The organism is Streptomyces hesseae (assembly GCF_031845785.1).
GTDB classification, from domain to species: domain Bacteria; phylum Actinomycetota; class Actinomycetes; order Streptomycetales; family Streptomycetaceae; genus Streptomyces; species Streptomyces hesseae.
On sequence record NZ_JAVRFI010000007.1, the window covers coordinates 69,991 to 90,318 of the forward strand.

The 20,328-nt window shown below is 70.8% G+C and carries 16 protein-coding genes; 6 read left to right on the forward strand and 10 right to left on the reverse strand.

Annotated elements, in window-relative coordinates; all coding sequences use genetic code 11:
- Window positions 1–11 precede the first annotated feature (11 nt).
- The 5 genes from RM609_RS13700 (at window position 12) to RM609_RS13720 (ending at window position 6,378) form a co-directional block, all read left to right on the forward strand.
- Complete coding sequence (locus RM609_RS13700; protein ID WP_311610792.1) at window positions 12–1,157, forward strand: CapA family protein; 1,146 nt, start codon at window positions 12–14, stop codon at window positions 1,155–1,157.
- A gap of 177 nt (window positions 1,158–1,334) precedes the next feature.
- Window positions 1,335–3,563: a cache domain-containing protein gene (locus RM609_RS13705; protein WP_311610794.1), complete on the forward strand. Its 2,229-nt coding sequence runs from the start codon at window positions 1,335–1,337 to the stop codon at window positions 3,561–3,563.
- A gap of 3 nt (window positions 3,564–3,566) precedes the next feature.
- Entirely contained in the window at window positions 3,567–4,796 is a 1,230-nt protein-coding gene (gene pgsB, locus RM609_RS13710) for a poly-gamma-glutamate synthase PgsB (RefSeq protein WP_311610796.1), read from the forward strand.
- On the forward strand, window positions 4,793–5,275 hold the full coding sequence (locus RM609_RS13715; RefSeq protein ID WP_311610798.1) for a poly-gamma-glutamate biosynthesis protein PgsC/CapC: 483 nt from the start codon (window positions 4,793–4,795) through the stop codon (window positions 5,273–5,275). The genes pgsB and RM609_RS13715 overlap by 4 nt, the downstream gene beginning before the upstream one ends.
- A 17-nt stretch (window positions 5,276–5,292) precedes the next feature.
- Window positions 5,293–6,378, forward strand: coding sequence for a C40 family peptidase (locus tag RM609_RS13720; RefSeq protein WP_311610799.1), 1,086 nt, complete (start codon window positions 5,293–5,295; stop codon window positions 6,376–6,378).
- 58 nt (window positions 6,379–6,436) lie between these two features.
- On the opposite strand, the gene RM609_RS13725 is transcribed toward RM609_RS13720, so the two are convergent.
- Complete coding sequence (locus RM609_RS13725; protein WP_311610800.1) at window positions 6,437–7,453, reverse strand: PLL family lectin; 1,017 nt, start codon at window positions 7,451–7,453, stop codon at window positions 6,437–6,439.
- 103 nt (window positions 7,454–7,556) lie between these two features.
- On the opposite strand from RM609_RS13725, the gene RM609_RS13730 reads away from it, so the two are divergent.
- Window positions 7,557–7,982 (forward strand): PIN domain-containing protein, encoded by a 426-nt coding sequence (locus tag RM609_RS13730; RefSeq protein ID WP_311610802.1) that lies wholly within the window; start codon window positions 7,557–7,559, stop codon window positions 7,980–7,982.
- A gap of 33 nt (window positions 7,983–8,015) precedes the next feature.
- On the opposite strand, the gene RM609_RS13735 is transcribed toward RM609_RS13730, so the two are convergent.
- From RM609_RS13735 to ngcE, 9 genes are all read right to left on the reverse strand, one after another.
- On the reverse strand, window positions 8,016–9,542 hold the full coding sequence (locus RM609_RS13735; protein ID WP_311610804.1) for an amino acid permease: 1,527 nt from the start codon (window positions 9,540–9,542) through the stop codon (window positions 8,016–8,018).
- A gap of 201 nt (window positions 9,543–9,743) precedes the next feature.
- On the reverse strand, window positions 9,744–11,732 hold the full coding sequence (dxs, locus tag RM609_RS13740; RefSeq protein ID WP_311610805.1) for a 1-deoxy-D-xylulose-5-phosphate synthase: 1,989 nt from the start codon (window positions 11,730–11,732) through the stop codon (window positions 9,744–9,746).
- A gap of 231 nt (window positions 11,733–11,963) precedes the next feature.
- A complete protein-coding gene (locus tag RM609_RS13745) occupies window positions 11,964–13,247 on the reverse strand; it encodes a sugar ABC transporter permease (protein WP_438828435.1) in 1,284 nt (427 codons plus the stop codon).
- Window positions 13,248–13,255: 8 nt separating this feature from the next.
- Window positions 13,256–14,047, reverse strand: coding sequence for an ATP-binding cassette domain-containing protein (locus tag RM609_RS13750; RefSeq protein WP_311610809.1), 792 nt, complete (start codon window positions 14,045–14,047; stop codon window positions 13,256–13,258).
- A 4-nt stretch (window positions 14,048–14,051) separates the two neighbouring features.
- Complete coding sequence (locus RM609_RS13755) at window positions 14,052–15,158, reverse strand: substrate-binding domain-containing protein (RefSeq protein ID WP_311610811.1); 1,107 nt, start codon at window positions 15,156–15,158, stop codon at window positions 14,052–14,054.
- Window positions 15,159–15,438: 280 nt separating this feature from the next.
- Window positions 15,439–16,638: an ROK family transcriptional regulator gene (locus tag RM609_RS13760; RefSeq protein WP_311611063.1), complete on the reverse strand. Its 1,200-nt coding sequence runs from the start codon at window positions 16,636–16,638 to the stop codon at window positions 15,439–15,441.
- Window positions 16,639–16,864: 226 nt separating this feature from the next.
- Complete coding sequence (locus RM609_RS13765; protein WP_311610812.1) at window positions 16,865–17,791, reverse strand: carbohydrate ABC transporter permease; 927 nt, start codon at window positions 17,789–17,791, stop codon at window positions 16,865–16,867.
- Complete coding sequence (locus tag RM609_RS13770) at window positions 17,791–18,708, reverse strand: carbohydrate ABC transporter permease (RefSeq protein ID WP_311610813.1); 918 nt, start codon at window positions 18,706–18,708, stop codon at window positions 17,791–17,793. Before RM609_RS13770 ends, RM609_RS13765 begins: the two co-directional genes overlap by 1 nt.
- Before the next feature lie 9 nt (window positions 18,709–18,717).
- On the reverse strand, window positions 18,718–20,148 hold the full coding sequence (gene ngcE / locus RM609_RS13775) for an N-acetylglucosamine/diacetylchitobiose ABC transporter substrate-binding protein (RefSeq protein WP_311610815.1): 1,431 nt from the start codon (window positions 20,146–20,148) through the stop codon (window positions 18,718–18,720).
- Window positions 20,149–20,328: the final 180 nt, after the last annotated feature.

Sequence of the window (20,328 nt, forward strand, 5' to 3'; positions counted from 1 at the left end):
AAAATACCCCGGTGAAACGCTTCCTCCGTCGCCCCGTCCTCCTCTCCACAGCCCTGGCGCTCCTCGTCGGTGGCTCGACGGCGGGCTATCTGTACGCCCGCGCGGAACCGGGCGGGGTGGAGGCGTCGTTCACGCTCGCCGCGGGCGGGGACGTGCTCATCCATCCGGAGATCACGGAGCAGGCTGTCAAGGACGCCCGGGAGGCGGGCCGGCCGGGGCCGGACTTCGGTGCCGTCATGGCCGGGATCAAGCCGGTCGTCGCCAAGGCGGACCTCGCGGTCTGCCATATGGAGACCGCCATGGCCGAGCCCGAGGGCCCCTTCCTCGGCTACCGGAAGTTCAGCGTGCCGCCGCAGATCGCCGGCACGCTCAAGGACCTCGGCTACGACACCTGCTCGACGGCCTCCAATCACACCCTCGACCACGGCCCCGAGGGCGTACGGCGGACGCTGGACGCCCTCGACGCGGCCGGGCTGCGGCACACCGGGTCGGCGCGCGACGCACGGGAGGCCGCCACGCCCCTCGTCCTGGACGTCAAGGGCGTGAAGGTGGCGCAGCTGTCGTACACGTACGGGCTCAACGACACGACCGTGCCGAAGGACAAGCCCTGGCTGGTCAACATCACCGATGTGCGGCGGATGGCGGAGGACGAGAAGCGGGCCCGGGCGGCGGGCGCCGAGGTGGTCTTCGCGAGCGTCCACTGGGGGCGCGAGGGGCGGGCCGAGGTGAGCAGGACACAGGCGCGGCTGGCCGAGCGGATCGCCGAGGAGACCGGCATCGACCTGGTCGTCGGCCATCACGCGCATGTGGTGCAGCCCTTCGAGAAGGTGGGGAGCACCTGGTTCGCCTACGGTCTGGGCAATCAGGTGGCCCGGCACGCGAAGCCGCTGGGCGTCACCGAGGAGGGCGTGCTGGGCTGGTTCTCCTTCACCAAGCGGAAGGGCGCGTGGTCGGTGTCCGACGCCCGGTTCGTCCCGACCCTGGTGGAGCTGGAGCCGAGGATCCGGCTGGTGGACGTGGGGGCGGCGCTGAAGGGCGGGGGCCTGACGGCGGAGCAGCGCTCGCGGTACCGGACGGCCTTCGAGCGGACCCGGGGCACGGTGCTCAACCGGGGTGCGGAGAAGGACGGTCTGCGTCCGCTGACCATCACTGAATAGCCGCGCCAAAAAGGACAGAGTTGATCATGTCCATACAATCGACTTGGTCAATTCTTTAAAGTCTGCCTAGAATCCGGACGATTCACGCTCCAAAACGCAGTGCGGCAGACAGTTAGGGCCAGGACCTCACGGTTCCGGTGAGCATGCCCCGCGCGCTCACCACCGAGAGGAACCCCGTTGTCCGCATCGCGCGGCTCCCGTCGGCGCAAGACGCGCCGCCGCGCCGACATGCCCCTGCTGGGCGGCGCCCGCCCGCCGATCGCCGCCCTGCTGGCGCTGCTCCTGGCGGTCGCGGGCACGACGGCCCTGGTGCTCGGCGACCGCGACCGGGCCCTCGTCGACCGGGCCGTGCTGACCTCCCAGCAGCACGTGGCCGAGGACGGCGCCCTGTCGCTGCGGGCCTCCCTCGACGAGAGCGTCACCGACATCCAGCGCGCCGCCGACCGGTTCGGCGGTGAGAAGGCGGGCGCCCCCGACGCCCTGATGGACCAGCTCGGCAAGGTCTACGGCAAGTGGCGCGGCACCGCCGTCGTCGACCCGGGCAGCGGCACCCTCCTCGCCGCGCGCGGCGAGAACATCCCCCTGGCGACCGTCCTCGGCGGCAGGGCCGGGCAGCCGGGCACGAAGGACGCCAAACCCGGTGAAGCCGGGGGCACCACCCCGCTCGGCCCGCAGCTGGTGCGGCTGCCCTCCGGCGAGACCCGGATGCTCGTCATGGCGGCCCTGCGCGGCGAACGGCCCCGGCTGCTCGTCGCCTCCGGCACCCTCAACGTTCCCGGCATCTCCTCCGGCGAGGACCGCTCGCTGCTGGTCGTCGACTCCGCCGGCACCGTCCTGGCCAGCGACGGCCCGTCCGTCGCCCGCAAGGCGTGGGCGAAGAACGCCCGCAAGAAGGCCGCCGCCGAATCCTCGAAGACCCCCGAGCCCGGCGGTCACCCCGGCGCGAGCGGCCACCTCATGGGCACCGGGCGCGGCGACACCCGGATGGCCGTGGGCTACGCGGCCGCCGGGCGCGCCCCCGGCGAGACGAGCCCCGCGGGCGCCCTCGGCCTGTCCGTCGTCACCTCCGTCGAGGCCACCGAGGACCCGTCCGCCGTACGCACCCAGGCCTTCGGGCTCGCCGCCGCCGGCGTCCTGCTCGTCCTCGCCCTGATCGTGGGCTGGGTGCTGCTGACCACCGTCCAGCGGCCGCTGCTCCAGCTGTACCTGGAGAGCCGCCGGCTCGCCCGGGGCGAACTGGACCGGCCCGTCCGCCGTTTCAGGGGCCGTGAGCCGGCCCGGGTCGGCGCCGCCCTGGAGAGCCTGCGCCGCCAGCTGCTCGGCGGACGGCCCACCCGTACCGGCCGGGCGCGCGGCGGCTTCGGCACCCGCGGCTCCGTGATCGTATGCGCCGTGGTCCTGCTCGCCTGGGCCGCGCCGCTGCTGCTGCTCGCGGGCCGCGCGGGCGGCGCCGTGACCGTGCCCCAGCAGCTGGTGGAGGACCAGCGCCGCCGGACCGACACCGCCTCCGACCGGGTGCGCAAGGCGCTCAACGAGGGCTGGGCCGACGTCGCCTCCGTGGCGCAGGCCCTCGGCGCGGACGACCGCGAGGCGTCGGAGGCCGCCGACAAGTCCGTCCTCGACAAGACGCTGCGCGAACACGGCCGCTACCGCGCGGTCTACGTCCTCGACGGCGCGGGCAAGGTCCTCACGCGCGCCGGAGCCGCCCCGCACCACCCGGTCGGCAAGGCGCCGCATGAGGACTCCGTCGTCCAGCTCAACACCTCCGGCAAGGAACCGCTGATCGCCGCCTACGCGGCCGTGCCCGGCGGCAAGGGCCGCGCGGTGGTCGGCGAGTACGACCCGCAGTTCCTCGTCTCGATGGTCACCCGGCCCGGCCTCGGCCAGGTCTGGCTGATCGACAAGGCCCACCGGATCGTCGCCGCCGACCGCGCCCACGGCTTCCGGGCCTTCGCCAAGCTGCCCTCGGGCCACCTCGACGACCTCGCGGTCACCGCCGCGAAGCACCCCGGCAAGACCTCCGGCACCGCCGTCCTCCACCGCGGCAAGGGCACCTCCGACATCACGGCCGCCGCCCCCTTCACCGGCGGCGGCGCGGTCAAGGACCTCGGCTGGCAGGTCGTCAGCTCCCAGCCGACGTCCTGGCTGGAGCTTCCCGAGTACCGCGCCCAGCGGCGCACCATGCTCGCCGGGCTCCTCGGCGTGACCGCCGCCGTGGCCTGCCTGGGCTGGCTGCACATCATCGTGATCCGCCCGCTGCGCAAGCTCGCCGGCCAGGCGGAGGCGCTGGCCGGAGGCGACCGCAAGACCGTCCTGTTCCCCCAGCACCACGACGAGACGGGCGCGGTCGTCCGCAACCTCGAACTGATCCGGCAGCAGCTGGCGCGCCCCTCCGGAAGGACCTGACGCGTGCTCTTCCTCTATACGGTCCTGGTGATCTGCTGCGCGATCCTCCTGGTCGCGGGCGTGATCGAGCAACGCCGGCACTTCACCAACCTCGACGCGATCCCCACCCGGGTGCTGATCAACGGCATCCGGGGGAAGAGCTCCATCACCCGGCTGTGCGCGGGCGCGCTGCGCGGCGGCGGGCTGGTCACGGTCGCCAAGACCACCGGCACCGCGGCCCGCTTCATCCACCCGGACGCCACCGAGGAGCCCGTCTACCGCAAGTTCGGCATCGCCAACGTCGTCGAGCAGATCGGCATCGTGCGCCGGGCCGCCGCCTACCGCCCGAACGCCCTGGTCATCGAGTGCATGGCCGTGATGCCGGCCCTTCAGGAGGTCAACCAGACCAAGCTGATCCGCTCCACCATCGGCGTGCTGTGCAACGTCCGCGAGGACCACCTCGCCGAGATGGGCCCGACCCTCGACGATGTGGCCCGCTCCCTGAGCCGGTCCATGCCGGTCGGCGGCATCTGCGTCACCGCCGAGCGCGACCGGCTGCACATCCTGCGCGAGGAGGCCGGCAGGCGCGACTGCCGGCTGATCGCCGTGGACCCGGAGACGGTCACCGACGAGGAGCTGCGCGGCTTCAGCTGGTTCACGTTCAAGGAGAACGTGGCCATCGCGCTCGCCGTCGCCGAGCTCCTCGGCGTGGACCGGGCCACCGCCCTGCGGGGCATGTACGACGCGCCGCCGGACCCCGGTGTGCTGTCCGTGGAGCGCTACCGCACCCCCGAGGGCGTGCCGTTCCGTTTCGCCAACATCTTCGCGGCCAACGACCCCGAGTCGACGCTGATGAACGTCGAGCAGCTGCTGGGCCTCGGCGCCGTCGACCGCCCCCTGCACGTACTGATCAACTGCCGTCCCGACCGTGTCGAGCGCAACGGCCAGATGGGCGAGCTGATCCCCCGGCTCGCCCCGGAGTCGGTCTTCCTGATCGGCCACCCGACGAAGAGCGCCGCCGACGCGATCCCCGCCGAGTGGCGCTCACGGATCGTCGACCTGGGCGGCGACCGCCGCGACCCGGCCGAGCTGGAGCGGGAGATCCTGGGCCGGCTCGGCCCCGGCGCCTCGCTCATCGCCATCGGCAACATCCACGGCCAGGGCGAGCTGCTGCTGGAACGCCTGGCCGAACTCCCCTCCGACGACCCATCGCAGCCGACGCCGCAGCCGCAGCACACAGGAGACTTCCGTTGATCCCCGCCGTCCTCACTCCGGAGATCGCCGCCATCGGGATCGCGCTGGGGCTGCTGTTCTCGCTGGTCTGCTACCTCACCACCAACCTCTCCCCCGGCGGCATGATCACCCCCGGCTGGCTGGCCCTGACCCTGGTGGAGGACCTCCAGCGCGCCGCGATGGTCGTCGGCATCACCGTCCTGACCTATCTGGGCACGCTGCTGCTCCAGCGTCACGTCATCCTCTACGGCAAGCGGCTCTTCGCCGCCGTCGTGCTGACCGGCGTGGTCCTCCAGGCGACGCTCCACATCATCCTCCAGCAGCAGTTCCCCCTGATGTACGCGAACCAGACCCTGGGCTTCATCGTCCCGGGCCTGATCGCCTATCAGCTGGTCCGCCAGCCGCGCGGCGCGACCCTGCTGGCGACGGCGACGGTGTCGCTCGCCAACTACGTCGTCCTGACCGCCGGGATCCTGCTCGGCTTCATGCCCACCGTCTGACCACGGAGCTCATCCTCATGTCCCGGAAGCACAGCACCCGCCGCAAGGGCGGCGGCCCGAACGGCAGGCGCGCCCTCCACGCCCTCGTCCTCCTGGGGCTGCTCGGCACCAGCGCCTACCTCACGGTGGAGCTGCGCGACCGGCAGGACGACCCGGCCCCGCCGGTACGCACCATCGGCCCGGCGAGCAAGGCCGCCGGCAAGGCCACCGCCACGGGCGAGCGCCGCTTCGAGCGCCTCTCCTCCCCGGCCCGTACGGTCGTGCGCTCCGCCGACGGCTCGGTGCTCGCCACCTTCACCGACAGCGCCCGCACCGCCGTGCTCACCGGCCCCAGCCGGACCTTCACCGAGCCCAACTACACCTCGGCGAAGGTCACCACCGACAGCTGGGTGCGGCTGCTGCCGGAGAGGTGGAAGGAGGGCGCGGAGCAGGCCCCCTGGTTCAAGGAGTGGTTCGCCACCCAGCTCGGCAGCCAGGAGCCGGACATCTTCGCGTTCTCCATGGAGTACCTCGACGGCGCCCCGCAGAAGAAGGACGCCCACGGCATCCCCTACGCGGGCGACGCCCAGTTCGGCCCGCTGAACCCCAACGGCTCCGAGGCCGGGGACATGCGCCTGGAGCAGTCCGACTTCTACGACTACCTGGGCATCCCCTACACCTTCCGCGACGGCACGGTGGAGAAGCCCGAGACGCAGCGCTTCCGCGCGATGGACTGCTCCGGCTTCGTCCGCACGGTCTTCGGCTACCGCGCCCGCTACCCCCTGCTGGGCAAGGACACCAAGGGCGACGGCCTGCCGCGCACGGCCAACGGCATGGCCCGCCTCGCCCCGGGCGTGCCGGTGCTGGAACTGACGGGCAAGCGCCCGGCGGCCATCGACAAGCTCCAGCCGGGCGACCTGGTCTTCTTCGACATCGACAAGCGCACCGGCGAACGCCTCGACCACGTCGGCGTCTACCTGGGCCTCGACACCGACGGCAAGCCCCGCTTCATCTCCAGCCGCGAGGAGGCCAACGGCCCCACCTTCGGCGACAAGGGCGGCACGGCCCGCCTCGACGGCAACGGCTTCTATGCGACGGGGTTGCGCAGCGCGACGCGTTTGTAATGTCCTCGAGCGCCGGACGGGCTGACAAAGTCAGCCCGTCCGGCGCTCGAGACAAGAACTATGCTCGCGCCCACGGCCCGAGGTCGAACCCGGCCGCATCCCCGCGCTGCCGCGCGACCCGCAGCCCTCCGTCGGGGGCGACGGCCGCCACGACGACACGGCCCTCCGCGTCGTACGCCACCGCCGGCGCCCCCACGCACTCCTGCCCCGTGTCGGTCCACGATCCGTCCTCGCCCACCGCGACGAGGACCCGGCCGGCACCCGATCGCTGCACCAGCACGTCGCCCAGGGCGGCCACCGGACCGCTCCCGTCACCTCCCAGCGACGGCAGGGCCCGCGACTCACCCGCGCACTGGGTGTGCAGGACCGAGTCCCCTTCCGTACGCCAGTAGTGGGCGACGTCCGCGCCGGCTCCGGCCGAGGCGGACGAAAAAGACCCCGGCAGGGACTTCACCGCCGTGTCGGGCATCCGCTTCAGCGGCCCGCCCGGCTCCTCCTGGCGCCACCGCAGGACGTGGTCCGGCGCGGGCGCGACGAGCTCGACGTGCCCGTCGGCGGAGACGGCCGCGGATCCCGACTCGACGACCTTGCTGCCGGCGAGGTCCAGCCAGCGGCCCCAGATGCCCTTGGCGTCCTGGCGGCGTCCGCTTATGCCGCGGCCGGCGTTGCGGAAATAGAGGTGGAGGCCGACGCCGTCGACGGCGGCCACAGGGAAGCCGATCCGTCCGGCCTTCTCCCAGTCGCCGCCGTGGGGCGTGCCGATGGACCGCCACTGCGTCATGGCGCGGCCCGACTGGAACTGCGTGCTGTAGACCACGTCGGTCTCGGCGCGGCCGTCCTCGTGGGGGCGGCGGCGGAGCCCGGCGAGGTACACATAGCCCTCGGCGCTCCGGGTTATGGAGAGGTACGGCTCCAGCCCCGGCACGTCCACCCGCTCGGGGCCCGTCCATTCGGGGCCGCCGGGGCGGGCCTCGGTCCAGCGGAGGAGACCGCCCGAGACCGGGACGTAGGCCGTCAGCCGGCCGTCGTCACCCCGCAGCAACCAGCCGGTGGTGGTGGCCGTGCGCACTGCCATGACTCGCTGACCAGCCTCTCTTGGAAAGCCTTTACCGATTTTGTCGATCCTCGACATTAACACTGCGGATTCCGCCCGCTGACGGCGTGCCAAGCTGATCGCCATGACCGCACCGGCCCCGGAATCCCCCAGAACCCCTGATTCCGCTCTTCTTGTCGTGGACGCCGCCAACGTCGTCGGTTCGGTGCCGGACGGCTGGTGGCACGACCGGCGCGGGGCGGCCGAGCGGCTGCGGGACCTGCTGGCGGGCTACGCGCGGGAAGGGCTTCCGGAGGGGGTGGTGGAGCCGCCGCCGGCCGTCCCTCCGGAGATCGTGCTGGTGGTGGAGGGCGCGGCGCGCGGCACCGCGCCGGTGCCCGGGGTGGGCGTCGAGGCGGCCGGCGGCAGCGGGGACGACCGGATCGTGGAGCTGGTCGCCGCGCGGGCGCCGGGGCGGCGCTGTGTGGTCGTCACGGCGGACCGGGAACTGCGCGAGCGGGTGAGGGCGCTGGGCGCCGAGGTGGTGGGGCCGCGGGCGGTACGCCCGTAGACCGCGGCCCCCGGGTCCGGGCCTGGGTCCGGGTCAGATGGTGGGCGGCCCGCTCCGCTGCGCCTGGCTCACCCGGCTCATCCTCCTCCCGTAGGCGAAGTAGACGACGACGCCGATGAGCATCCACACGGCGAACCGCACCCAGGTCTCCGCCGGCAGGTTGAGCATCAGCCACAGCGAAGCGAGCACCGACAGCACGGGGACGTAGGGCACGAACGGGGTACGGAAGGCTCGCGGCAGGTCGGGGCGGCTGCGGCGCAGGACGACCACGCCCGCCGCGACGACGACGAAGGCGAACAGCGTGCCGATGTTGACGAGCTCGGCGAGGACGTCGATCGAGGTGAAGCCCGCGACGATCGCGACGACGACGCCCAGGAGGACCGTGGAGCGATAGGGCGTGCCGAAGCGCGGGTGGACGGTCGAGAAGAAGCGGGGCAGGAGCCCGTCACGGCTCATGGCGAAGAACACCCGGCTCTGCCCGAGGAGCAGGATCATGCAGACGGAGGTGAGGCCGACGGCCGCGCCGAAGCTGATCAGCCCGGCCCAGAAGGGGTGCCCGGCGTCCTTGAAGGCGTCGGCGAGCGGCGCCTTCGTGGAGAGCTTGTCGTACTTCTGCATACCGGTGACGACGATGGACACGGCCACGTAGAGCACAGTGCAGATGACGAGGGAGCCGAGGATGCCGCGCGGCAGGTCGCGCTGGGGGTTGCGGGTCTCCTCGGCCGCGGTGGCCACGATGTCGAAGCCGATGAAGGCGAAGAAGACCACGGCGGCCGCGGAGAAGATGCCCATGACGCCGAAGTTGGACGGGGTGAAGCCGAACATCAGCTGGACCAGCGGCGCGGCGAGCCCGTTGCCGCCCGCGGTGCCCTTCGACGGCGGGACGAAGGGCTCGTAGTTGGACCCGTTGATGAAGAAGGCGCCCACGATGATGACGATGAGCACCACGGTGACCTTCACCCCGACCACGACGGCCGTCACCCGTGAGGACAGCTTCATCCCGGCGACCAGAATGGCCGTCAGCACCAGGACGAGGACGGCGGCGAGGAGGTCGAAGCCGAAGCTGCCGCCATGGGCGCCGGTCAGCGGCCCCGGCAGATGCCAGCCGGCGTTGGCCAGCAGCGACTGGATGTAGCCGGACCAGCCGACGGCCACCACGGCGCAGCCCAGCGCCAGCTCCAGGATCAGGTCCCAGCCGATGATCCACGCGGGGAGCTCGCCGAGCGTCGCGTACGAGAAGGTGTACGCGGACCCGGCCACCGGCACGGTGGAGGCGAACTCGGCGTAGCACAGCGCCGCGAGCCCGCAGACGATACCGGCGAGGACGAAGGCGAGGGCCACGGCGGGCCCGGCGTTCTCCTTGGCGACCTTTCCGGTGAGGACGAAGATGCCGGTGCCGATGACGACGCCGACGCCGAACACGGTGAGGTCGAGGGCGGACAGGTCCCTCCGGAGGGAGTGTTCCGGTTCCTCGGTGTCCTGGATGGACTGCTCCACCGTCTTGGTCCGGAACATGCCGCTTCTGCCGCGGCCGCTCCGGACGGGTCGCTCTGCGCTCATCGGCTCACCTCCACCTGCTCGGCGTCGCTCGCCCTGCCCGAACTGAGCGAGTGTCCGCGATGATCGGGGCGTGATGCGGGCGGCCACAGCCACCCACCCCCAGGATTCACCCGATGGAGGACAGACGCATCCATGCGGAAGGGCCGACCGGACCACCCCTGCGGGTGGTGCGGCCGGCCCTTCGGGACGGCGATGGGCCCGTCAGTCGCGGACGGCCTCGGCGGTCTCCCCCGCCTCGGAGGACTCGTTGGAGCCGGTGGCCTCGGCGGCCTTCAGCGCCTCCGCGGTCGCGTCGGCGCCGTCGAGGCGCCCGTCGAGCTTGGCGACGAGGCCGGTGACCTGGCGGGCGATGTCGGGGGCGGTGAGCCCGATCTCCGCCATGACCTCCTTGCGGGAGGCGTGGTCGAGGAAGCGCGGCGGGATGCCGAAGTCGCGCAGCGGCAGGTCCACCCCGGCGTCGCGCAGCGCCTGCGCGACCGCCGAGCCGACACCGCCGACACGGCCGTTGTCCTCGACGGTGACGACGACGCGGTGCTCGGCGGCCAGGCCCGGCAGGGCCTCGTCGACGGGCTTGACCCAGCGCGGGTCGACGACGGTCGCGGAGATGCCCTGCTTGTCGAGGAGGTCGGCGATCTCCAGGCACATCGGGGCGAGCGCGCCGACGGAGACGATGAGGACGTCCGGCTTCTCGGTGGCGTCGGCGGGGCGGCGCAGCACGTCCATGCCGCCGATGCGGCAGACGGCCTCGACGGCGGGGCCGACGGTGCCCTTGGAGTAGCGGACGACGGTGGGGGCGTCCTTGACCTCGACGGCCTCGCGCAGCTGGGCGCGGACCTGGTCGGCGTCGCGGGGGGCGGCGATCCGCAGGCCGGGGACGACCTGGAGGATCGACATGTCCCACATGCCGTTGTGGGAGGCGCCGTCGTCGCCGGTGACGCCGGCCCGGTCCAGGACGAACGTCACGCCGCACTTGTGCAGGGCGACGTCCATCAGGACCTGGTCGAAGGCGCGGTTGAGGAACGTGGCGTAGACGGCGAAGACCGGGTGGACGCCGCCGGTGGCCAGGCCCGCCGCGGAGGTCGCGGCGTGCTGCTCGGCGATGCCGACGTCGTAGACGCGCTCGGGGAAGGCCTTGGCGAACTTGCCGAGGCCGACGGGCTGCATCATCGCGGCGGTGATGGCCACGATGTCCTCCCGCTCCTGGCCGAGCTTGACCATCTCGTCGGCGAAGACGGAGGTCCAGCTGGCGCCGCCGGAGGAGACGGGCAGGCCGGTGTCGGGGTGGATGGCGCCGATGCCGTGGAAGCGGTCGGCCTCGTTCTGCTCGGCGTGCTTGTAGCCGCGGCCCTTCTGGGTGAGGCAGTGCACGAGGACGGGGCCGCCGAAGCGCTTGGCGCGCTGGAGCGCGGATTCCAGGGCCTCGATGTCGTGGCCGTCGATCGGGCCGACGTACTTCAGGCCGAGGTCCTCGAACATGCCCTGCGGGGCGATGAAGTCCTTCAGGCCCTTCTTGGCGCCGTGGAGCGTCTCGTAGAGGGGCTTGCCGAGGACCGGCGTGCGCTCCAGGAGGTCCTTGCCGCGGGCGAGGAAGCGCTCGTAGCCGTCGGTGGTGCGCAGGGTGGCCAGGTGGTTGGCGAGGCCGCCGATGGTGGGCTCGTAGGAGCGCTCGTTGTCGTTGACGACGATGACGAGCGGGCGGTCCTTGGCGACGGCGATGTTGTTCAGCGCCTCCCAGGCCATGCCGCCGGTGAGCGCGCCGTCGCCGATGACGGCGACGACGTGGTCCTTCCTGCCCAGGATCTGGTTGGCCTTGGCGAGGCCGTCGGCCCAGCCCAGGACGGTCGAGGCGTGGCTGTTCTCGATCACGTCGTGCTCGGACTCGGCGCGCGAGGGGTAGCCGGACAGGCCGCCCTTGGCGCGGAGCTGCGAGAAGTCCTGGCGGCCGGTGAGCAGCTTGTGGACGTACGCCTGGTGGCCGGTGTCGAAGAGCACCTTGTCCCTGGGCGAGTCGAAGACCCGGTGCATGGCGATGGTGAGCTCGACGACGCCGAGGTTGGGCCCGAGGTGTCCGCCGGTCTTGGAGACGGCGTCGACGAGGAAGGTGCGGATCTCCGCGGCCAGCCGGTCGAGCTGCTCCGGGGTGAGCCGGTCCAGATCGCGCGGTTCCCTGATGCGGGTCAGCAGCGCCACCCGTGCCTCCTTGTTCGAGCTGTCGAGCCTGGTCGAGCTCGCCGGTCCGTCGAGTCTAATGTTCCGCCCCTGGTCCGCCTGCAATGGCGGTGAACGGGTGATGCGAGCTATCTCACGCGTTCGGCGGAGCGAGATCACACACCCTATGAAAGGCCGGGCGGACGCGCACGGCGAGGGGCCCGGACCGGCCATCCGGCCCGGGCCCCTCGCCCGTACGCCCGCCCGCGCCCGCTACACCCGGCCGGCCGTCTTCTGGGTCCGGCGGGAGAGGGAGTCGATCACCACGGCGGCCAGCAGCACCGCGCCCGTGATCATGTACTGGACCGCCGAGGCGATGCCCAGCAGGGCCATCCCGGAGGCGATCGACTGGATCACCAGCACGCCCAGCAGCGCCGACCAGGTCGAGCCCCGGCCGCCGAAGAGGCTGGTGCCGCCGATGACGGCCGCCGCGATGGCGTTCATCAGCAGGCTGCCGGCGCCCGAGGACTGGTTGGCGGCGTTGATCTGGGAGGCCAGGAACATGCCCCCGAGCGCCGCCATCGTGCCGGACAGCGCGAAGACCGAGATCCGCACCGCCGCGACGTTGACGCCGGCCCTGCGGGCCGCCTCGACGCTGCCGCCGAGGGCGAAGATCTTGCGCCCGTAGGAGGTACGGCGCAGCACGAAGTCCAGCGCGACCACCACCCCGAGGAAGATCACCAAGGCCAGTGGCAGGCCCTTGTACTGGTTGAGGAGCCAGGCCACCGCATAGGCGGGCACCGCGAGGACGGCCGTGCGCAGCACGATCTCGCTGAGCGGGCGGCTGGGGACGCCGGCCGCCTCGCGCCGCCTGCTGTCGCGCCAGGAGGCCAGGAAGAACACCGCCGCGCCAAGGGTGGCCAGCCCGTAGGCGGCGGAGATGTCGGTGAAGTAGTGATTGGTCAGATCGGCGACCAGCCCGGAGTCGTCGAGGTTGATGGTGCCGTTGGAGCCGAGCACCTGGAGCATCAGACCGTTCCAGCCGAGCAGGCCGGCCAGGGTGACGACGAAGGCGGGTACGCCGATCCGGGCGAAGAAGAAGCCGTGCAGCACCCCGGCGAGGGCCCCGGTGACCAGGGCGATCACCAGGGCGAGCCACTCGGGCACGCCGTGGTGGACGTTGAGCACGGCGAGGACGGCGGCGGCCAGGCCGCTGACCGAGCCCACTGACAGATCGATCTCGCCGAGGATCAGCACGAAGACGATGCCGACCGCGATCAGGCCGGTGCCCGCGGCGGTGACGAACAGGTTGGAGAGGTTCTCGGCGCCCAGGAAGGCCGAATCCCGCAGCTGGAAGACCAGGCCGATGACGATCAGCCCGACCACCACGGGCAGCGACCCCAGCTCACCGCTGCGCAGCTTCCGGCGGAATTCGCTCCAGTAGCCGGCGAAGCCCTCCTCGCGGACCAGCAGCCGGGGGTCGACGGGCGGGGCCGCGGCCTCCGCGGCGGGCGCGGCGGCGTCCCGGGGCTCCTTGGCTCCAGTTTTCTTGGACATATCGGCGGTCACGGCGTTCCCTCCCCGGTCGTGCGGGCCCTACGCCGGGTGACAGCGTTGTCGGTCGCGCCGGTGATGGCCGAGATGATCTCCTCCTGGGAGGTCGTCCGCACCTCGAAGGTGCCGTTGTTGCGGCCGAGGCGCAGCACCGCGACCCGGTCGGCGACGGCCTTCACGTCCGCCATGTTGTGGCTGATGAGGATCACGCCCAGGCCGCGCTCGCGCAGCCGCTCGACCAGGTCGAGGACCTGGGCGGTCTGCTCCACGCCCAGGGCGGCGGTGGGCTCGTCGAGGATGACGACCTTGGGCTCGCCCAGCAGCGAACGGGCGATGGCGACGGTCTGCCGCTGCCCGCCCGAGAGCGAGGCGACGGGGATCCGGACGCTGGGGATGCGGATGGACAGGGTGGCGAGGAGCTCCCGGGAGCGGCGTTCCATCTCGACCTCGTCCAGCACCCCGGCGCGGGCGATCTCCCGGCCGAGGAAGAGGTTGCCGACGACGTCGAGGTTGTCGCAGAGGGCGAGGTCCTGGTAGACGGTCGCGATGCCCAGTTCCTGGGCGGTGTGCGGCCGGTCCACGGTGACGGGCCGGCCCTGCCACTCGATGACGCCGTCGTCGGCCGGGCCGACGCCCGCGATGGTCTTGACCAGGGTGGACTTGCCGGCGCCGTTGTCGCCGACGAGGGCGACCACCTCACCGGCGTGGATCTCCAGTTCCACGTCGGTGAGCGCCTGGACGGCCCCGAAGCGCTTGGAGATCCCTCGCAGCGCCAGCACGGGCGGAGCGGACATGTGCGTCATCCCCTCACTTCAGCCCGGCCGCGTCGCACTGCGCGCGGTACTTGGCGGTGCAGATCTCGTCCTTGGTGAAGAAGCCCTCCTGGCCGACGTACTTCGCGATGTCCGCCTTGGTGAGGGCGAAGGGCGTGACGATGACGGCGGGGACCTTCTTGGTGGTGCCGCTGGAGACGGTGGCCTTGGCGATGTCGCCGACGGCCTTGCCCCGGGCGAGGGCGACGGCCAGTTCGGCGGCCGCGTCCGCCTCGGGCTTGTAGGGCTTGTAGACGCTCATGAACTGCTCGTCCGCGAGGATCCGCTGGACGGCCGAGAGCTCGGCGTCCTGGCCGGTGACCGGCGGGAGCTTGTCGAAGCCGGCGCTGCGCAGGGCCGTGATGATGCCGCCGGCCATGCCGTCGTTGGCCGAGTAGACGCCGATGATGTTGTCCTTGCCGAGGGAGGAGATGGCGCCCTTCATATTCTCGTTGGCGTTCTCCGGCTTCCATTCCTTGGTGTCGTACTCCCTTCCGACCTTGACCTTGCCGTCGAGCACGGAATGGGCGCCGGCCTTGTACATCTTGGCGTTGGGGTCGGTGATCGCGCCGTTCATCATCACGATCTGGCCCTTCGAGGCGTTGTCGCCGAGTTCCTTGAGCAAGGATTCACCCTGGATCCTGCCCACGCGCTCGTTGTCGACGGAGGTGTACGCCTTGACCGGGCCCTCGGCGAGGCGGTCGTAGGCGACGACGGGAATTCCCTTGTCGTTGGCCTTCTTGACCGAGCTCGCTATCGACTTGGCGTCCACCGCGTCGAGGATCAGGGCGTCGACCTTCTTGGTGATCATCGTGTCGACCTGCTGCTGCTGGACCGAGGCGTCCTGCTTGGCGTTGTCGTAGAGGATGACGGTGTCGGCGCCCGCGAGTTCCTTGAGCTTCTTCTCGATCAGCGGCCGGTCGAACCGCTCGTAGCGGGCGGTCTGGTTCTCCGGCAGCAGCAGACCGATGGTCAGCGGGCCCTTCTTGTCCTTCTTCGCGGTACCGCCGCCCGCTTCCTTGGCACTGCCACAGGCCGCCAGCCCGGCGGCCATCGAGGCGGCGGCCAAGACCACAGCCGCACGACGCAGATGAGCGTTCACTTGCAGTTACCTCCCTGACGAGGCCGCGCCATTGCGGCCGAGGTGACCGGAAGTCAACTCGGCCGCCAAAGGAGCGTCAAGAAGTAAATTCTTAACGAGATGGCAACGATGCCATTCGTTATCTGTGTGAACTCAAGAGGTGACGCATCGCGGCGTCGGCGTGTCTTTTCCCGGACCTTTCCGGACCCGCCCGGACCTTTCCGGATCCTTCCGGGCCCTTCCGGAGCGCGCGAAAGCGCTGTGCGCGCCCCGCGCGTGGTCCGGAAAGGGCCGTCAGGCCTCAGGCCGGTATCGCGGAACGCGGCGGGCCGGCCGGATCCAGCAGGGTCGAGTCGCCCATCTCGCTGAGAACGAGCGCCAGCGCGCCCAGCACCTCGGAGCGGCCGCCCAGCGCCCCCGGCACGACCTCCAGCCGGCGGGCGGCACTCGGGATCGCGTACCGCGAGACGGACTCGCGGATGGGCGCGAGCACCAGCTCGCCCGAGTCGGCGAGGTCGCCGCCGAGGACGACCCGGCTGGGGTTGAGGAGGTTGCAGAGGTTGGCCACGCCGCTGCCGATGTACCGGCCGACGTCGGAGATCACCCGGCGGCAGCCCGGGTCGCCCTCGCGGGCGAGCTCCACCACGCGCGGCACGGTCAGATCGGTGCCGTGGGCCGAATGGAGGAGCGGCAGGATGTATCGGGCGGCGGTGAAGGTCTCCAGGCAGCCGCGGTTGCCGCAGCGGCAGACCGGGCCGGACTCGTCCAGGGTGATGTGGCCGATCTCCCCGGCGGTGCCGCCCGGGCCCCGGTAGATCTTGCCGTTGATCACCAGGCCCGCGCCCACGCCGCTGGCGACCTTGATGTACGCCAGGTCCGTGGCGCCCCGGCCCGCGCCCCACACCAGCTCGCCGAGGGCGCCGAGATTGGCGTCGTTGTCGACGTGGACGGGCACGCCGAGGCGGGCGGCGAGGTCGTCGCGGGGATTGGTGCCGGCCCAGCCGGGCAGGATCGCGGTCGAGCCCAGCACCCCGGACTCCGCGTCGATCGGGCCGGGGACGCCCAGCCCCACCCCGACGATCTTGCCCGGGTTGATCCCGGCCTTGGTGATCAGGGTCCTGACCAGGTATTCGGCCCGCTGCAACCCCTGCTCCGCGGAGGCGTCCACATCGAGCGGCTCGGCGTCCTCGGCCAGCACCTGGTGGGCGAGGTTGCCGACGGCGACCCGCAGGTGGGTATGGCCGAAGTCCACGCCCACGACGATCCCGGCGTCGCCGGAGAGCGAGACGCTGCGGGCGCGCCGGCCGCCGGAGGAGGTGGGGGTCACCTCGACCGTCCCGCCGTCCTTCAGCTCCCGGACGATATTGGAGACGGTGGCGGCGGACAGCCCGGTGGTCCGGGCGATCTCCGCCTGGGTGAGCGAGCCCGCCATGCGCACCGCGCGTACGACCCGCTCCAGGTTGGCCCGGTGCAGCGACGACTGCGACCCCGGAGTCTCCACGCCCATCCACTCCCGCCTCACCGGGCCGGCCCGACCGCCGCCCCGAGGCCGGACTACGGCTCTGGAGCCCGGCCATCCCTACAACATATGAACCCTAAGCTCAGCCGTAGGGCTTCCGTCCCGTCAAGGGTCCGACGCCACAGCGTAAGGGCCGGGCGGGCCGGGGGGCCATTTCCGGCCACCCGGCCCGAGGCCGGCCGGCGCTGCTTCGCCGGAGCCGCCGGCACTACTTCAGGGCCCCGGCCGTCAGCCCCGCCTGGACCTGCCGCTGGAAGACGATGTACGCGGCCAGCACCGGCAGCATCGCCATGACCAGGCCCGCGAAGAGCCCCGACCAGTCCCCCTTGTACCCCTGGCTGACCGCGAGGGCGACCAGCCCCTGGGGCAGCAGCTTCTTGTCGTCGTCCCCCACATTGAGCACCGTGGGCAGGAGGTACTGGTTCCACTGGCCCAGGAAATTGAAGATGCCGACGCTGATCAGGCCCGGCTTCGCCATGGGCAGCATCACCTGGAAGAAGGTCCGGGTGTGCGAGGCCCCGTCGATCAGCGCCGCCTCGGCGACGGAGGTCGGCAGGGTCCTGAAGAACCCGCTGAGGAAGAAGATCGTGAACGGCAGCGAATAGGCGATGTAGACCAGGATCAGCCCGTGGTAGGTGTCGAGCAGCTGCATGTTCTTCATCACGAAGAACAGCGGCACGAGCGCCAGGATGATCGGGAAGCTCATCCCGCCGACGAAGAGGAAGTAGATGAAGCGGTTGCCGGGGAATTCGAAGCGGGCCAGGACATAGGCGGCCATCGACCCGAGCAGCATCGTGCCGGCGAGCGAACCGGCCACGACGATGACGGAATTGAGGAAGTACTCGCTCATGTGCGCCTGGGACCAGGCCCGGCCCCAGGCGTCGAAATGCAGCCCCTTGGGCAGCGCCCAGGGCGAGGTGAAGATCTCCTTGTCGGTCTTGAAGGCGCTCATCACCGCCCACAGCAGGGGCAGGGTGACCATCAGGCCCCAGATGAAGAGCACACCGTGGGAGAAGACATTGAGGACGCCGCCCTCGCGGCCCATGCTCTTGCGGGGCGCCCCGGAGCCGGCGGCCGTCCCGGCCCCCGGTGTCGCGGTGCCGCTCCCCTCGGTGGGTTCCGCCGTCACGGCCATCAGTACTCCAGCCTTTCGCGCCGGCCGAGCTTCAGCACGACGCCCGCGAAGATCATGGTGACGATGAGCAGGGCGACACCGACCGTCGTGGCGTATCCGGCCTGCCCGTCACGGAACGCCTTGGTGTAGAGGTAGAAGGACAGCACTTCCGTGGAGTAGTCCGGCCCGCCCGGGCCCACGGTCATGATCTGTACGACGGCGAACGAGTCGAGCGCCATGATGCCCATATAGACCCAGCCGGTCTGCACGGTGTCCCAGAGCAGCGGGAGCGTGACCCGGAAGAAGGTCTGGAGGCGATTGGCGCCGTCGAGCAGGGCGGCCTCGTAGAAGTCCCGGGGAATGGCGCTCATGCCCGCCGAGAACAGCACCACGTAGAAGCCGACGTTGCTCCACACCATCACCGCCGTCACGCACCACAGCGCGAGCCTGGGGTCGCCCAGCCATTCCGGCCGTACGGAATCCAGGCCGACGGCGCTCAGAAAGGAGTTCAGGGCGCCGCTGTTGGGGTTGTAGGCGAACTGGAACAGCAGGGCGACGATGGCGATCGACAGCACCTGGGGAAAGAAGTAGACGACCTTGTAGAGGCCCGACCCGCGTACCCCGGCGACCGCCGCGTTCTTCCTGCGGCGGCCGCCGACGTTGAGCATGAAGGCGAAGAACAGCCCGAGCCCGAGCGTCACCACCGGCAGTACGAGCAGCAGCAGGACGTTGTGCCCGACGGCCTTCCAGAACACGTCGTCGTTCCAGAGCCGTTGGTAGTTCTTGAACCCCGTCATCCGGAAGTCGGGGCTCAGTCCGGTCCAGTCCGTGAAGGAGTAGTAGATGGCCTGGACGAACGGCGAGATGACGAAGATGCCGTAGAGCGCCAGGGGCAGGATCAGAAAACCCGCGATGAAGCGGTACTTACCGTGCTGCATGGCCGCCGCTCACTTGTGCCGGTACTTCTTGACGGAGTCGTCCTTCGCGGTCTCGTCGGCGAAGCGCTGGATCTTGGTGATCGCCTCGTCGGGGGTCAGCCGGCCGGCCATCATCTCGCCGAGCGCCCCCACGCCGATCTTCTCCTTCTGGAGGGCCACGTACCAGTCGACGAGGCGCGGGTTGACCACGTTCTTCCCGGCCTTGGTGAGCGCCTCCTGGGAGGAGGCGAGGCCCGACGGGAGGGCCAGGCCCTCGGTGCCGCCGTTGAGGGAGGTGAGCGAGGAGACGGACTTGATGAAGTTCTGGGAGGACTTCTTGCCCAGCATGAGCCGCAGCAACTCCATGCCGCCCTGGGGGTTCCTGGCGTTCTTCGGCACGATGAAGGGCTCGCCGCCGGAGGCCCACAGGGTGCCGAACGGCAGCTTGTCGCTCTTGTCGAGGCCGGAGGGTGCGCCCACGGCCATCCGGAAATCGGCGGGCGTGGTCTTCTTCGACTCGTTCTCGACCCATGAGCCATTGGGGAGGAACAGCGCCTTCCCCTCGTTCCACGCCGTCTGTGACTCGATATGGGTCAGGCCCGGGGTGCCCTGGAGGATATAGCCCTTCTTGTAGAGCTCGTAATAGGCCTCGAAGGCGGCCTTGACGGCCGGGTCCTTCCAGGCGTTGGGCTCCAGGTTGTCGATTCTCTTCAGCACCTCGACACCGCCGATCTTGGCGATGAACGGGTAGAGGCTGAACGGCAGGTAGTACGGGTACTTGCCCGCGTACGTCCAGCCGGCGATGCCCTTCTTCTTCGCCGCCTCGCAGACCTTGAGCATGTCGTCCCAGGTCTCGGGGTACTGGGCGTCGAGCTTCGCCAGGTTCGTCTTCGAGTACCAGACGCCGTAGACCGTATAGGCGTAGTACAGGACCCAGGTCTCGTTGCTGTCGAACTGGCCCATTTCCACGACGCCGGGGCGCAGGGTGTCGCGCACCTTCTTCGACGGGTCGTCATAAGAGGGCGCGTCCAGCAGGGCGTTGAGATCGGTCAGCTGCTTCTTGGCGACGAGGGTGCCCATGTCCATCTGTTTGGCACCGGAGTTGTCGATGAGGTCCGGCGGGGTGCCACCGTTGAACCGGGGCTGGAGCTGGGTCTGGATCTCCTGGGTGGCGGAGTGCTTCACCTGGGCCTTGGGGAAGGCCTTCTGGTATTCGGCCTCGGCGTCCTTGGCGTACTGCTGGCCGAAACCGCCGTCGAAGATGACGACGTCCAGGGCGGCGCTCCCATTGACCGCGAGCGGGTTCTTGTCGCTCTTCTCGCCCTTGTCGACCTGGTTCCCGCCGCCGCTGTCCCCGCTGGCGCAGGCGCTCAGCACGCTCATCGTCGGCACCGCGATCAGGCCTATCGCCGCGGCTCGTTTGATCAGGTCGCGCCGGCTGAATTCCGGGGTGGTTCCCATGCTCAAGTCCTCGCCTTCTCCAGGACTCAGGCGGTGCACCGGTCTCCCCCTTGCGAACTCGTCACCGCCGAAGGGCCCGACACCGCGGGTCAGTTGAAGCTTGGTGCTGGGTGCGCTCCGGGAAGAATCCCCCGCGGCGTGCTCGTGCGCCGCCCTCCCCCTGGCCCGACGGCGGCCACG

Excerpts from the sequence above, each read along its gene's own strand:
- RM609_RS13720 (WP_311610799.1), top strand. The coding sequence starts at position 5,293 with ATGTCCCGGAAGCACAGCACCCGCCGCAAGGGCGGCGGCCCGAACGGC.
- RM609_RS13725 (WP_311610800.1), bottom strand. The coding sequence starts at position 7,453 with ATGGCAGTGCGCACGGCCACCACCACCGGCTGGTTGCTGCGGGGTGAC.
- RM609_RS13730 (WP_311610802.1), top strand. The coding sequence starts at position 7,557 with ATGACCGCACCGGCCCCGGAATCCCCCAGAACCCCTGATTCCGCTCTT.
- RM609_RS13735 (WP_311610804.1), bottom strand. The coding sequence starts at position 9,542 with ATGAGCGCAGAGCGACCCGTCCGGAGCGGCCGCGGCAGAAGCGGCATG.
- RM609_RS13745 (WP_438828435.1), bottom strand. The coding sequence starts at position 13,247 with ATGTCCAAGAAAACTGGAGCCAAGGAGCCCCGGGACGCCGCCGCGCCC.
- RM609_RS13750 (WP_311610809.1), bottom strand. The coding sequence starts at position 14,047 with ATGACGCACATGTCCGCTCCGCCCGTGCTGGCGCTGCGAGGGATCTCC.
- RM609_RS13765 (WP_311610812.1), bottom strand. The coding sequence starts at position 17,791 with ATGGCCGTGACGGCGGAACCCACCGAGGGGAGCGGCACCGCGACACCG.
- RM609_RS13770 (WP_311610813.1), bottom strand. The coding sequence starts at position 18,708 with ATGCAGCACGGTAAGTACCGCTTCATCGCGGGTTTTCTGATCCTGCCC.
- ngcE (WP_311610815.1), bottom strand. The coding sequence starts at position 20,148 with ATGGGAACCACCCCGGAATTCAGCCGGCGCGACCTGATCAAACGAGCC.